The 14,470-nt window shown below is 39.5% G+C and carries 15 protein-coding genes and 1 pseudogene; 12 read left to right on the forward strand and 4 right to left on the reverse strand.

Annotated elements, in window-relative coordinates; translation table 11 throughout:
- Positions 1 to 346: 346 nt before the first annotated feature.
- The 9 genes from V7783_RS03765 (at position 347) to V7783_RS03805 (ending at position 6,384) form a co-directional block, all read left to right on the forward strand.
- Positions 347 to 769, forward strand: a complete 423-nt coding sequence (locus tag V7783_RS03765; protein WP_010558026.1) for a hypothetical protein — start codon at positions 347 to 349, stop codon at positions 767 to 769.
- A gap of 299 nt (positions 770 to 1,068) precedes the next feature.
- Positions 1,069 to 1,482, forward strand: coding sequence for a MerR family transcriptional regulator (locus V7783_RS03770; protein WP_335677606.1), 414 nt, complete (start codon positions 1,069 to 1,071; stop codon positions 1,480 to 1,482).
- A gap of 101 nt (positions 1,483 to 1,583) precedes the next feature.
- On the forward strand, positions 1,584 to 3,827 hold the full coding sequence (locus tag V7783_RS03775; protein ID WP_008467856.1) for a heavy metal translocating P-type ATPase: 2,244 nt from the start codon (positions 1,584 to 1,586) through the stop codon (positions 3,825 to 3,827).
- 11 nt (positions 3,828 to 3,838) lie between these two features.
- Positions 3,839 to 4,192: a cupredoxin domain-containing protein gene (locus V7783_RS03780; protein WP_004589267.1), complete on the forward strand. Its 354-nt coding sequence runs from the start codon at positions 3,839 to 3,841 to the stop codon at positions 4,190 to 4,192.
- 9 nt (positions 4,193 to 4,201) lie between these two features.
- On the forward strand, positions 4,202 to 4,537 hold the full coding sequence (locus tag V7783_RS03785) for a DUF2933 domain-containing protein (RefSeq protein WP_008467859.1): 336 nt from the start codon (positions 4,202 to 4,204) through the stop codon (positions 4,535 to 4,537).
- The gene (locus tag V7783_RS03790) at positions 4,530 to 5,195 is read left to right on the forward strand and encodes a methyltransferase family protein (RefSeq protein ID WP_008467861.1); all 666 of its coding nucleotides are present in this window, start codon (positions 4,530 to 4,532) and stop codon (positions 5,193 to 5,195) included. The genes V7783_RS03785 and V7783_RS03790 overlap by 8 nt, the downstream gene beginning before the upstream one ends.
- The gene (locus tag V7783_RS03795) at positions 5,179 to 5,601 is read left to right on the forward strand and encodes a hypothetical protein (protein ID WP_008467863.1); all 423 of its coding nucleotides are present in this window, start codon (positions 5,179 to 5,181) and stop codon (positions 5,599 to 5,601) included. Before V7783_RS03790 ends, V7783_RS03795 begins: the two co-directional genes overlap by 17 nt.
- A gap of 10 nt (positions 5,602 to 5,611) precedes the next feature.
- Positions 5,612 to 5,983, forward strand: coding sequence for a hypothetical protein (locus V7783_RS03800; protein WP_008467865.1), 372 nt, complete (start codon positions 5,612 to 5,614; stop codon positions 5,981 to 5,983).
- Positions 5,984 to 6,033: 50 nt separating this feature from the next.
- The gene (locus V7783_RS03805) at positions 6,034 to 6,384 is read left to right on the forward strand and encodes a hypothetical protein (RefSeq protein WP_004589646.1); all 351 of its coding nucleotides are present in this window, start codon (positions 6,034 to 6,036) and stop codon (positions 6,382 to 6,384) included.
- Between the two features lie 216 nt (positions 6,385 to 6,600).
- On the opposite strand, the gene V7783_RS03810 is transcribed toward V7783_RS03805, so the two are convergent.
- Both V7783_RS03810 and V7783_RS03815 read right to left on the reverse strand, forming a co-directional pair.
- Entirely contained in the window at positions 6,601 to 7,332 is a 732-nt protein-coding gene (locus V7783_RS03810) for a MauE/DoxX family redox-associated membrane protein (RefSeq protein WP_008109669.1), read from the reverse strand.
- Position 7,333: 1 nt separating this feature from the next.
- Positions 7,334 to 7,855 (reverse strand): DUF305 domain-containing protein, encoded by a 522-nt coding sequence (locus V7783_RS03815; protein ID WP_008109672.1) that lies wholly within the window; start codon positions 7,853 to 7,855, stop codon positions 7,334 to 7,336.
- A 433-nt stretch (positions 7,856 to 8,288) separates the two neighbouring features.
- Between V7783_RS03815 and V7783_RS03820 the strand changes: the two are divergent.
- Positions 8,289 to 8,651: pseudogene (locus V7783_RS03820) on the forward strand (recombinase family protein).
- Between the two features lie 526 nt (positions 8,652 to 9,177).
- Here V7783_RS03820 and cadR read toward each other — a convergent pair.
- Positions 9,178 to 9,567 (reverse strand): Cd(II)/Pb(II)-responsive transcriptional regulator, encoded by a 390-nt coding sequence (gene cadR, locus V7783_RS03825; protein WP_008109677.1) that lies wholly within the window; start codon positions 9,565 to 9,567, stop codon positions 9,178 to 9,180.
- A 79-nt stretch (positions 9,568 to 9,646) separates the two neighbouring features.
- Between cadR and V7783_RS03830 the strand changes: the two genes are divergently transcribed.
- Positions 9,647 to 10,378 (forward strand): transglutaminase-like domain-containing protein, encoded by a 732-nt coding sequence (locus tag V7783_RS03830; protein ID WP_005245162.1) that lies wholly within the window; start codon positions 9,647 to 9,649, stop codon positions 10,376 to 10,378.
- Entirely contained in the window at positions 10,365 to 11,252 is an 888-nt protein-coding gene (locus V7783_RS03835) for a cation diffusion facilitator family transporter (RefSeq protein WP_008109680.1), read from the forward strand. Before V7783_RS03830 ends, V7783_RS03835 begins: the two co-directional genes overlap by 14 nt.
- An 83-nt stretch (positions 11,253 to 11,335) precedes the next feature.
- On the opposite strand, the gene V7783_RS03840 is transcribed toward V7783_RS03835, so the two are convergent.
- A complete protein-coding gene (locus V7783_RS03840) occupies positions 11,336 to 14,464 on the reverse strand; it encodes an efflux RND transporter permease subunit (RefSeq protein ID WP_024602003.1) in 3,129 nt (1,042 codons plus the stop codon).
- Positions 14,465 to 14,470 lie beyond the last annotated feature (6 nt).

Genomic DNA, 14,470 nt, shown 5'->3' on the forward strand with positions numbered 1-14,470 from the left:
AACGGGAATTGGATGTGCCCGGGATAGAACCGATTGTTGCAAAGTACTGCGCTTAAAGCTGAACAATTGGAAAAATGATCCATTACTCAATACCTAGTTATGAGCGTAGGGTTTTTATTTCTTTTAATGGTGCTCATGCTTGGCTTCAATCTCATGAGTATAAATTAGACACCCCTTTTATACTTGTGAAGTTAAAGCTGTTTAAAAAAGTAAAAAGTAAAAAGTAAAAAGTAAAAAGTAAAAAGTAAAAAGTAAAAAGTTTAGGTTTTAGTTCAAAGGTTGATCAAGATCATAAAATTATTTTTATAAAGTGGCTAATATTGTAGGTGATAAATAAGGAATTAAAATGTTTGGACTTTTCAAGTGGTTTAAAATAGTGGTAATTACTCTGTTGCTTACGCAGCATGGCTTTGCTATTGCTAAACCAATGAATTGTGAAGAACATCAAAATGGATCTTCCGACACGCATATTATACAACCAAGCAAAAATATGCATCATCAATCAATGAATGACAATAGTCACTATCACACTGAAAATTCGCAAGATTCTAAAAACCGTCATGGTGATGAAGACTGTGAAAAATGTAAAGCTGGTGATTGTGTTTGTTGTGAAGGCGGTTTTTGTACAAGCTTTCATTTAAATGCCTATCTTGTGGAAGCGCAAGACGAAGGTATTTGCAATATTCATTCTGAGCTAATTCTACAGCGTATACCCCTACCAAAATCTGGTATCCATCTCTTACTTTATCGTCCACCAATTATTGGCTAATCACGGGATCAGTGCGCCTTTTTTTCGCCAGTCCCATCAAAAATAAAACGATTTACTGATTGGTTTAAATTACCAACCGTTTTGAACAATTAGCACAATATTTTTTGGAGGCATGATGAACATGCTCAAACTATTGCTATTTACAGTACTTAATGCTGTCGATTTTGACCGAGATTTCTCTTTTACCAAAAAATTAGTTTTTAGCTTATTCACTAGAATTAGTACTTGACCTGTGTCTTAGACAAAGGTCTAAGCTGAAGATGAGAGTACAAACTTAGCTAAAAAACTGAGGAGTGAATATGAAAGTTGCGGAGCTGGCAAAAAGCCTTGGAACGACTGCTGATACGGTGCGCTATTACACCAGATTAGGATTGTTAAAACCTGCTAAGTTAGTGAACGGCTACAAGTCATACTCGAATAAAGAAGTATCGAGACTTAAATTCATTTTAAGTGCCAGAAACCTTGGTTTTTCCGTTGCAGATATCAAGGAAATTATTAATGAATCTGAAGATGGTAAAAGTGCGTGCCCATTAGTCAGAAGCCTGATCAAAGAGCGGCTTGAAGAAACAGAAAAGCAGTTTCAAGCAATGTTGGCACTTCGAGGAAAAATGTCTTCTGCGCTTTCTCGATGGGAAGAAATGGAAGACAAAGCACCGACTGCAAACATGGTTTGTCATCTCATCGAAAACTTTGAGCAAATTAAAAAAGCATAGGAGGAAAAAGGGTGGCTACTAACACAAATATAAAAACTGAATCAGGCTGTTGCTGTCAGGCAAAAGCTCAATCCTCTTCGTGTAAAAGTAAGGAGAATACGTTGGAGAAAGTATCACATAACCAACAGCTTATCATTGAAGGTGCTGGGTGTGCTAGCTGTGTAGGCAAAATTGAAGGGGCGTTGAAGGCAACTCTTGGAGTCGTCAGTGCGGAAATGAATTTTGCTGATAGGACAGTAACAGTTTATGGGACAGCTAAAACAAAAGAGTTGATCAAAGCTGTTGAGTCAGTGGGGTATAACGCGAAGCCAATTGATGATAGCTCAGCAACAGATGCGCTTGATGAGAAAGAGGCTGCGGATTTTGCATATTACAAAAAGCTAATGCGCGATACGTTTATTGCCCTTTCACTCGGCGTTCCTTTGATGATCTACAGCATTGTAGTTGGAGAAATGACGGTTGAAACAAACCTTGAACGAATTTCTTGGTTGGTTGTAGGCATTTTAACTTTTGGTGTTATGTATTTTTCAGGCAAGCATTTCTATGTAGGAGCATGGAAGAGCTTCAAAAATCATTCAGCCAATATGGACACCCTAATTGCTTTAGGAACAGGCACGGCTTGGTTGTATTCGATGGTTGTCGTGTTTGCACCTGACGCTGTTCCATTGATGGCACGGCATGTTTATTTTGAAGCTACCGCCATGATCATTGGCTTAATTGATTTAGGTTTAGCATTAGAAATCAAAGCCAGAGGTAAAACCTCTGAGGCCATTAAACGTCTTATCGGCTTGCAAGCCAAAACAGCAACCGTGGTTCGTGACAACAAAGAAGTTCAGATAGGTATTGAGCAGGTTTTATTTAACGATATTGTGAAGGTAAAACCGGGTGAAAAAATTCCCGTCGATGGCGTGGTATTGGAAGGACACACCTCTATTGATGAGTCCATGCTGACAGGCGAACCTATGCCTGCTGAAAAAGCTGAAGAAGATGAGGTTGTCGCAGGTACTTTGAACAAATCAGGCATGATTTTATTTAGAGCCACACGCGTTGGTAAAGACACGGCGCTTGCACAGATCATCAATATGGTGAAACGAGCACAAAATTCGAAACCGCCGATTGGCCGTTTGGCCGATGTTATTTCAGCTTTTTTCGTACCTGTCGTGATGATCACCTCTGTGTTAAGTGCGCTAGCATGGCTTAACTTTGGACCTGAGCCAGCCATTGCTTTTGCCATCGTTTCAGCAACTACTGTGCTTATTATTGCCTGCCCGTGTGCTTTAGGCTTGGCAACACCCATGTCTGTCATGGTGGGAGTAGGAAAAGCAGCAGAAGCCGGAGTGCTTATTCGCAACGGTGAGGCACTGCAAACCGCCTCTAAAATCACTGCCATGATTTTAGATAAAACGGGCACTATTACTGAAGGGGCACCTAAGGTAACCGATATTATTTTAGCAAAAGCTACTGACGAAAAAGACGTACTACAGCTTGCAGCAAGTTTAGAAAGCGGCTCAGAGCATCCTTTAGCGCAAGCGATTGTTGAAAGTGCGTTAGATCAGGATATTGAGTTACTAAAAATTGAAGCCTTTAACGCCATTACGGGTTTTGGTGTAGAAGCAAGCTGCAACAACAAAGCCCTGCTTTTCGGAAACGATAAACTAATGAAGTTAAAAGGCATAGACCTCACAGGCTTTGTTGAACAAGCACAGTCTTTAGCCAAAGAAGCCAAAACACCTATGTACTTTGCTGTAGATGGTGAACTTGCAGCAATCATTGCTGTTGCAGATCCTATCAAGTCAGACTCAATCTCTGCTATCAAACGGCTTCAGGCTAATGGTATACGCGTCATCATGTTAACGGGTGATAACAAGGAAACCGCTGCCGCCGTAGCTAAAAAAGTGGGTATTAGTGAGTTTCTTGCTGAAGTGCTGCCAGAAGATAAAGCCAACAAGGTGAAAGAGCTACAAGAAGGCGGCGAAATTGTTGGTATGACAGGAGATGGCATCAACGATGCTCCTGCGCTAGCGTTAGCCGATGTTGGCTTCGCCATAGGCACAGGGACTGATGTAGCTATCGAAAGTGCTGACATTACCCTAATGCGTGGTTCACTTCATGGCCTTGCTGATGCCATAGCGGTAAGCAAAGCTACTTTACGAAATATCAAACAAAACTTGTTTGGCGCGTTTGTCTATAACGTAGCCGGGATTCCTTTTGCTGCGGGGGTTCTATATCCCTTCTTTGGCATTCTGCTTAGCCCTGTAATTGCAGGTGCTGCAATGGCGTTTTCGTCATTGACTGTAGTGTCAAATGCAAATCGACTTCGCTTTTTTAAAGCAAAAGAGCATTAAGGAGAATCACAATGATGGTTATTAACTTATTAGGCTTAATGTTAATCGCGCTGATTGTTTGGTGGTTTTGGCTATATAAACCCAATAAAACAATCGTTCAAGGTAATGAAGTACTCATTGAAGTGAGGGATGGTGTGTATTCCCCATCCTCAATTCAGGTGTCTGCTAGCCAACCTGTCACTCTGAAGTTTATGCGCAAAGATCAATCCCCCTGCGCTGAAACAATGCTTATTCCTTCATTGGATATAAGCGAACAGCTTAAATTAAATGAAATTACTCAAATTACCCTATTGAACTTATCACCGGGAGAGCATGAGTTTCACTGTCAGATGCAAATGTATCGCGGTGTCTTAAAAGTCGTTTAGGAGGGCAATATGAAAAATCAACACCCTAATTTTTGGTCAACACCTACAGGCTGGGCTGCACTGGCACTTATTGCCGCAGTGACCTACTTCTTAGTGCTTGAGCATGGTCAACATATGCTGCAATTTCTTCCCTACTTGATTTTATTGCTATGCCCCTTGATGCACGTATTTATGCATGGCAGTCATGGTAAACATGGTCACGATCATTCACATGCGCCTGATGAAAAAAAGGAAGAGAGCTTTCAAGAACTCACGGATAAAAATGCAGCCTATCGCGATGGCTACATACAAGGGTTAGAAAAGGCACGTAAGGAATCACATAAAAAGGAGAGCAGTGATGAATGAAACATATGATTATGGCTTATGGTCAATGGTGATACTGAACTCAGCAATTTTTATCTTTTTTGCCTTTAGTTTTGTCAAACCAAAAACATCAACTGATTGGAGAAGTCTAAGCGCGTTCTCTGCCTTTATTGTTGCCCTATTTACTGAAATGTATGGCTTTCCTTTAACTATCTATTTTCTGTCGGGGTGGCTGACGGAGACCTATCCAGAAGTAAATTTCTTTGCGCATGAAAATGGGCATTTATTACATACTTTCTTTGGATTTCAAGGTGATGCCCATTGGGACCCATTTCATATAGTGAGTATGGTGTTAATTGTTGCAGGTTTCTTTATGTTGTCTTCAGCATGGAATGTATTGCATCACGCGCAAAAACATCATCAATTGGCTACAACTGGATGGTATGCAAGGTGTCGCCACCCACAGTATGTAGCTTTCATTCTAATCATGTTCGGCTTTTTATTGCAGTGGCCGACAATCCCAACACTTGCGATGTTTCCGATCTTAGTCGTTGTTTACGTCAAGCTAGCGAAACGCGAAGAAGCACAAGCGATTGCTGAGTTTGGTTCGGAGTACCACAGGTATATGGAATCGACACCAAGTTGGATCCCAAATTTTAATAAAAGTGTAGAAGGTAAAAATCATGAAAACGTTAACTAAATCAATTTTATTTATTAGTTCACTACTTATAACCACTAGCTCATTTGCCCAAAACAATGAGCATAAGCATGAAGGTGCGAACAAAGCTGATATGCATCAAGGCATGGCAATACCACATGAGAACATGGGAGAAATGCACAAAAAGATGATGGAAATGAAAAAGGAAGTCCATGCCATTAAAACTGAAAAAGATCCTGAAAAGCAACAGCAGATGATGGTTGAACATCACCGTTCAATGATGAAGATGATGCAATCCATGCACAAAAACATGGAAGAAATGCCAATGCATCAACAAATCAAGATGGCTGAACATCATTTAGAAATGATGGGGAACATGATGCCGCAGATGAACCGTAAAATGGAAGAAATGAAAGATAGCAATCAACAGCATTCACACAAACATTAGGAGAAAAATTATGAGCGATTTAAATCATAGAGTTGGCGTTAAAGAGCAAAATTTAGTTGTTCGAAACCTAAAGCTTAGCAATGTCACAGAAGAAAGCTGTGACGAGTTAGTAAAAGAAATAGATCAGCTTTTTGGTATAGATGAAGTTAGTTACAACATCAAAGAAGGTGAAATACACCTTGCCTATGATGCCGCAAACGTAAGCCTTGATGGGATTGAGGAGGTAATCCGTAAGTATGGCGCAGATGTTCATGATGATTGGTGGACACATACTAAAGAAAGTTACTATAAATTTGTTGATCAGAACATCAAAGATAACTCTGTTCATAAGCCTTGGAGTTGTCATCAAGCACCTTCGGGGGCTGGCCGGAAAAACAAATGAATTCATAAAAAAGTGTATAGATAATTAGTTAGTCAAATGAGGTAACAGTGATGAAAACACCCTATATAAAAGCTCTTTTATTGCTTACATTCGGTTTATATTTAGTGGGTTGTTCCAATACCACTTTTTATCATAAATACATGATGAGAGGTCAGGTAGTAGAAAGTTCTGATAATCGAACTCTAATCTGTATTGGTGCTAAGCATGGCGCAGAGGTTGGGCAAAAATACAGTGTTATTAGATTCCATGAAAGAATAGTATTGAGTGAAGGTGAAGATCCCTACACTATCGAAAAGGTAGGAACGGTACAAATTACTAAAATTGTGAATGATCATTTCGCAACTGTAAAGCTAGTGTCTGGTGACATTGCAGCGAAAGATATGGTGGAACTTGAAAACTAATAAAGTGGTGGCGAAAGCCACCACAAGAGCATAACAATAAAACTTAATGAAAAAACTTTAGTGTTATTTTGTACAACCTTTGAGATTGTTTGCTCAGTTCTGGTTATCTTGATGCCAGTACGACAGAAAAAATGTTACATATGAATTAGAAAGGTGTGGGCTGGCATCCTAGGTCTAATCTTAACTGTTAAGGGGCCGCCGAATAGAGCTATACCTTTACATCAGCAGCATAATCAATGCTCCCGCGATCATAAATAAGTTTTCAGATAGCGATACAAATCCAAGTGGCACACTGCTATCGCCGCCTACACAGGCACACTTTAACTGGCGTTTGTCGATGTAAACGGCTTTGAAAACTGAAATTGCTCCAACTGTGCCGATAAACAATGAAAATGGTGCCACTGCGAGAGGCTGTAGTTGGGCAACCATACCAATACCTGCATATGCTTCAATGAAGGGATAAATATAACCATATCTTATCCATCTCATCGCTAGTAAATCATAAGTAATAAACGAATTTGTGAAACTGTATAGGTCTTTCAGTTTTTGCACCGCTAAGAGCGTCATTGAAAAAGCTATAAATAGCATCAGTGTTCTGATGGAGATAAATGAGCCGGAAGCAAAATGTTGAGATGCGACAGCAAGAAGTGCAGCTATCGAGAAAATGGCTACAACGGGCGTGTAGGTTGTGCCAGTTTGACCTGCTTCATCTTTACCAAAATACTCTCTTAAGTCATCGTATCCTCCGACACGCTTTCCTTCAATAAAGGTTTGTGGCGTAGTTTTGACATCATGCTTAGCTTTGAAGTCATCAGCTTGTTGTCTTGACGTGAGCTTATGATCTTCTACATCATACCCTTGCCTCTCCAGCAAATCTTTCGACCTTAAACCATAGGGGCAGATATGTTCGTCAGTGACCATTCTGTACAGGGTAGCTGTCTTAGTCATCTTAGTCTCCTTTGTTCAGTGTGCCTTCAAACTTTGGGAGCGGTCGTTGCTCAGCCTGAGCTTGTGAGCTGACCTTTCCATTTTCAGAAATATCTTTAATCAGCCATTCCATTTCTTTTATTTCTTTTCGTTGGGCTTTAATAATACCATTTGCCAATTCACGCACGCGTACATCCTCCAAAGTTGAATGCTCACTAGTAAGAATAGCAATGGAGTGATGAGGAATCATCGCTTTCATGTAAGCAGTGTCAGAAATTGTGCTTTGAGAGCGAACAAGATAAAGACATATGGCAAACAGTATTGTCGCCAATAGAAAAATAGCCATGTTGAGCTTCTTGTTACTGTACATGCCAAGCATAAAGGCCAGCATGATCATTGCCATACCTGCTCCCATATACAACGCCATATAGATACGCGTTTCACTAAACCATATATGTGATACTGCGTAAGTGTTGAGATACATCATGACAAACATAGCAATGGTTGAGGTGATGATCATTGCAGCAAATCTTGAGTATTTCATAAGTAATCCTTACATTGATAGTGTAAATATTTCCCACTGTTAGCCTATTATTCTCTACATGTGGTCATGTTCTCGAAAAAGTGCAAGTAATGAGCCAGTATCAATAAGAGTATTTGTAATACGATTGACTCAATTTCAGCTTATATCTAAAGTTTAAGTTTTGAACTTATGATAGACACAGGCTAAATTGGCTTTAGTTAACAATCTAATGGGAGAACTCAAAGCACTACAAGCTGAGCTTCAACAAATGGCAAGCTCGTGTACAAGTGAAGCGTGTGAAATAATTAAGTCACTTTATAGTTAGAATTGTCATTCATTTTCTATCCGTAGTGTACGAATTTCTATTTTTTATTACGTTCATGTACGAAATTTATTTAATATACTTTCGTTCATTTAATTGTTAAGGTGTGCGAAAGTTACAGGTTTCGTATATATGAAAGTTGGTTTTGCAAGAGTTTCAACTAAAGAACAAGATTTAAATGTTCAACTGTCCAAGTTGGACGCTCAGGGCTGTGAAAAAATATTCCAAGGCAAACAGTCTGGTGCTTCGATTCGAAATGAAGAAAAGCTTTAGGAACTCATCGACTTTATCAGGGAAGGTGATGAAGTTATTGTTACTCGCCTCGACCGTTTGGGACGGTCGTTAAAATCTATTCTTGAGGCAATTGAAAGCATCCATAAGAAAGGTGCTTGTTTGAATATTATCGACGGCTCTCTCAATACCAAAAATGATAATCCGTTTGCCACTGCCATGATCAACCTATGTGGAGTATTTGTGACTGTGCATAATGATTGAGATTGATCTCATTTTAGACTGAAAGGTTTTAAAGGGATGCCGCCAATCTCTCTTTTTATGAAAGTATGATTTTTTAATCATAATATCTGAGACTCAATCAGTTATATTACGATAATTTGATGCTATTTGCTAACGGCAGCTCCTCCGACATTGCGGACATTAGCATCAATGAATACCTTATGACTTCACTTAGCCAAAAGCGGAAGTTAGCTTTTGAGTTATTAACGAAAATTCAGAGTGTAAAGCAGACGTTGAAGAGTCAATAATAAACTTCAATTTAAACACTCTAGTGCATTAACGGCTGCAACTAATTTTGTCGTTCTAGAATTGGCGGAATTTTGCTGTTCCATATGAGAAGTAAACACACCAGTCACCATTCAATAGTTTGGCAAAACCTTGTGTGACTCATACTTGTGATACCGCTGACATGAATTTGTCAGCATTTCTTCCGTTTTTATCTGTCCACATTTAGGACATGCAATAGTCGATTAATGTTCTATATTCTGCCCGTATGCCTCTAACAGAGTTAACTATCTAGTGACTTAATGATCCCGCATGCTTCAATAGTATTGTTCGAACCACAAGCACTAGCCATCTGTTGTAATTCAGCTTTAAGCGCCCTTAATTCTTTCATGCGTTTATTCACTAGTGCAAGTTGCTGATCAATTAATGCATTAACGCTAGAGCAGCTTTCTTCTGGCTTATTTTTTAATTCGATAAGACGTTTAATATCATTGAGTGATATATCTAGGCTGCGACAATGTTTTACGAACTCCAATTGTTTAAGTGCTTTACTATCATACAGCCTGAAATTACCTTCTGAACGGTTTGGATTTAACAGTAATCCTTCTCTTTCATAATATCTAATCGTTTGTATTGAACAGCCCGATTTTTTAGACAATTCGCCTATTTTCATCAATTTCCCCCAGACATTTGACTCTATAGTTACTATAGAGTCTATAGTATAAGTATGCAACGAAAAGGATATATAAAAAATGACTGAGAAATATTTAAACAATACGAATATCGTTAATTTTGAACACAAAGATATCCAATCCTTGATCGATCAACGTAGGTGGAAAAACTTGGATAACTTCAACAAAATTGGTGCCGCTTATCAGTTTGTAAAAGATGAGATTTTCTTTGGTTATAATGAAAGCGATGATATTGCAGCAAGCGATGTGCTAGCAGATGGTTATGGACAATGTAATACTAAGGGTAATCTGTTAATGGCACTATTGCGTGGACTAGGCATTCAATGCCGATTTCATGGGTTTACCATAGACCAGCAACTACAAAAAGGTGCTATCCCAAGCTATGTATTTTGGTTAGCACCTAAATACATCATTCATAGTTGGGTAGAAGTTTACTTTGAAGGGCGTTGGATAAACTTAGAGGGCTTTATATTGGATGAGCAATACTTAAGCTCTCTACAGGAGAAATTTGACCAAGTAAAAGATGATTTTTGTGGTTATGGTGTTGCAACAAAGTGCTTTTCATCACCAGATACAGATTGGCGTGGAGAAAATACCTATATTCAAAAAGAAGGTATTCATGATGACTTTGGGCTTTATGATTCCCCTGATGAGTTCTATCTCGAAAAAGGGACTAACTTGTCGGGGTTCAAACGCTGGATATATCAACGCTTGATACGTCACTTGATTAATATGAATGTATCAAAACTAAGAAATAGAAAAGTACTAGAGGTACAAAATGCACAACCATAATCATAGTCATCAACATGGTAAAGATGACCGTATTGGTTGGGCATTTTTCCTTAATGTGACATTCACTATTATCGAATTTATAGGTGGTTGGCTCACTAACAGTACGGCGATAATGGCAGATGCAGTTCATGATTTGGGTGATAGCCTGTCTATAGGGTTTGCTTGGTTATTGAGTCGTTTTTCAAATAAAGAAGCATCAGATAGGTTTAGTTATGGTTATCGTAGACTTACTCTCTTTGGCGCATTGATAAACAGTATTGTTTTAATCATTGGCTCAATTTGGATTTTATTTGAAGCAATTCCAAGGCTGTCCAATCCTGAAATGCCTGTAGTCGAGGGGATGTTAGGGCTAGCGATACTCGGCGTTGCCGTTAACGGATATGCTGTATTAAAATTAAAAGCGGGTGAAACATTAAATGAGAAAGTGCTGACATGGCACCTTCTTGAAGATGTACTTGGATGGGTTGCCGTTCTTATAGTCTCTATCGTACTGTTGTTCGCTGAACTGCCGATATTAGATCCCCTTTTATCAATAGGGTTCACGCTGTTCATCTTGTTTAATGTTTTCAAAAACCTGAAATCAACACTCGTTTTATTTCTTCAAGCTGCACCCGATAAAGAGACTCAAAAGCGTATTAAACTATCACTAATGGAATTTCCTGAAGTTAATGGTATCCACCACATGCACTTTTGGTCACTAGATGGTGAAAGTCACGTTTTAACAGCGCACCTTGAGCTGAGTGACAACTTTGACGTTAAAGAATTAATTAGGCTTAAACAAGAAGTTGCAGCTAAATTATCTTCCTATCATTTATCGCATACAACGATAGAGTTTGAGTTTTTAAATGAAAATTGTCGGGATGAAGCGCAGTAAGCTTTATCAATAAAATGTTGGGCATACAATATAAAAAGCAGCTTAATTAGGCATAACCTAGTAATTAAGCTGCTTTTTTGTTTTTAAATTTCGTCAGATTGCTGTTTACTACTCTCAGCGCCATGCGCCCATTGATATAAAATAGGCAATACAAACAAAGTTAAAATTGTAGAAGATACAATACCGCCGATAACAACTGTTGCTAGTGGTCGTTGCACTTCTGCACCAATTCCAGTGTTTAACGCCATTGGAATAAAACCTAAACTTGCGACCAGTGCCGTCATTAAAATAGGTCTTAAACGAATGATGGCACCTTCAATGATCGCTACGTAAAGGTCGCCTTTTTCATGCCAAAGATCTCGAATAAAAGCCAACATAACCAAGCCATTTAATACGGCAACACCTGACAATGCTATGAAGCCGACACCTGCCGAAATAGATAAAGGCATGTCTCTTAAATAAAGAGAAATTACGCCCCCAGTTAATGCTAACGGTACACCACTGAAAATGATCAATGCATCTTTTAATGAACCAAATGCAATAACCAAAATACCTAAGATAACAATTAGTGTGATCGGCACAACTAAGCTTAATCTTTTACTCGCTGACTCTAGCTGTTCAAAGGTTCCGCCATAATCAAGCCAGTATCCTGCTGGAATTTCTCCTTCCTGATTAATTTTAGCTTTCACTTCTTTGACAAAACCGCCTAAATCTCTACCACGAACATTGACGGTAACCACAACTCTTCTTTTACCTCTCTCACGGCTAATTTGAGCAGGTAAAGACTCAGATTTAAGCTCTGCAACTTCTTCAAGTGGCACATAGTTACCATTCTCAAGTGGAAGCGGCAGATGCTTCAAGCTATCGATATCCGTTCTTATTTGCTCCGGTAGACGAACAACTAACTCAAATCGTCTGTCTCCTTCATAAATGATCCCCGCAGATTCACCGCCAATTGCAGTAGCAACCCAGTCTTGCAGTTCGGTAACGCTCAAACCATACCTACCAAGCGCTTCTCGTTTAGGAATTACTGATAAAGATGGAACACCTGTGACCTGTTCCATTCGGGCATCAGCAGCACCGTCCACGGTTTTCACTATATTTAGAATATCTTTTGCGGTGAGTAATAACCGATCCAAATCATCACCAAATATTTTGATGCCGACATCAGCTCTAACGCCAGAAATCAATTCATTGAAACGCATTTGAATAGGCTGAGTGAATTCATAGTTGTTGCCCGGAATGTTTTTCAGTACCTCTTCCATTTCTTCAACTAATTCACTCTTTGGCTTTGAAGGTTCGGCCCAATCTTTACGTGGTTTTAAAATAACAAAGATATCAGCAATACTCGGTGGCATTGGGTCAGTTGCTACTTCTGGTGTGCCGATGCGCGAGAATACTTTATCAACTTCAGGAAACGCTTTAATACGTTGCTCAAGTACTTCTTGCATTTCTACTGATTGCTCTAGGCCAGTCGATGGAATTCTTAATGCCTGTAGTGCAATATCACCTTCATTTAATTGAGGAACAAATTCTGTCCCAAGCGTAGTTGCTAACCAAAGGCTATACCCCATTAACAGCGTTGAGAATGAAACAATAATCCAACGAAATTTCATCGCCATTTTTAACAATGGTTCATAAATAGACTTGGTTGAACGAATAACTACACTTTCTTTTTCGCTGATTTTACCTTTCATAAACACAGCTACAGCAGCAGGAACCAGTGTAACTGAAAGGATCATTGCGGAAATTAACGCCATAACGACAGTTGCCGCCATAGGGTGGAACATTTTCCCTTCAACGCCAGTTAGCGTGAAAATGGGGATGTAAACAACAGTGATAATTGCCACACCAAACAAGCTTGGACGTATCACTTCTGAAGTGGCTTCAAAAACGGTATTTAGGCGTTCTCTTAAGTCTTGCCTATGACCGTTGTGTTGGGCCTGTGCTAACCTACGGACAGAGTTTTCAACGATGATTACAGCCCCGTCCACTATCAAGCCAAAGTCCAATGCGCCGAGACTCATTAAATTGGCAGATACTCCTGCTTGCACCATACCTGTGATTGTCATTAACATGGAAATAGGGATAACAGCAGCGGTAATGAGAGCTGCACGTAAATTTCCAAGTAGAATAAATAACACAACAATAACTAAAAGCGCACCTTCAACGAGGTTTTTGGTAACGGTTGCAATCGCTTTATCTACTAACGTTGTTCTGTCGTAAACAGGCTCTGCGGTAATGCCCTTTGGCAGAGATTTTTGTATTTCGCTGAGCTTATGTTCCACTTCTAAAGCAACGGTGCGAGAATTCTCACCAATCAGCATCATGGTTGTACCAAGCACTGTCTCAATGCCATTACGAGTAGCAGCCCCTGTTCTAAGTTCTTTGCCTATAGCAACATTGGCAACATCACTTATTTTTACAGGAATACCATCGTTCTTTTTGATGATGACATTGAGGATCTCATCTATTGTCGCTAGTTGCCCAATGGAGCGTACTAAAACTTGCTGTCCGTTTTGTTCGATATAACCTGCGCCACGGTTGTCATTGTTTTTACGTAATGCATCAGATATTTCTTCAAAGGTTACCTGATGAAAAAGTAATTTTTCGGGTTTAGGCGTTATGTGATATTGCTTGTTGTAGCCGCCGATACTGTTGACCTCAATGACGCCTTTAACTTGAGCCAATTGCGGTTTAATGATCCAGTCTTGTATTTCTCTTAAGGCAATAGCGGTATAAGGCTCTCCATTAGGCATTTTAGCGTCAGGAGAAGCTTGTACGGTATACATAAATATTTCGCCAAGCCCTGTCGAAATAGGACCCATTTCTGGCTCTAAGCCAGAGGGAATAACGCCTTTTATCGCAGCTAATCTTGCATTGATTAAGTTGCGAGCAAAATAAATATCGGTTCCCTCTTCAAAGATAACGGTTACTTGAGATAATCCATATCTTGACAGGGAGCGGGTGTGAGACAGCTTTGGCAATCCGGCTAAGGCGGTTTCTACAGGAAAGGTCACCCTTTGTTCCGCTTCCAAAGGTGAATAACCGGGGGCAGAAGTGTTTATTTGTACCTGCACGTTTGTTATATCTGGAACAGCATCAATGGGAAGTTTTTGATAACTCCACATGCCAACGCCGATGATTACCATCAGCAGACTTAATACTAAATAGCGTCTATTTATTGCAAGACGCAAAATTGATTCAATCATATTGCG

It is taken from the genome of Pseudoalteromonas sp. (assembly GCF_036960685.1).
In the GTDB taxonomy this organism is placed as follows: Bacteria; Pseudomonadota; Gammaproteobacteria; order Enterobacterales; family Alteromonadaceae; genus Pseudoalteromonas.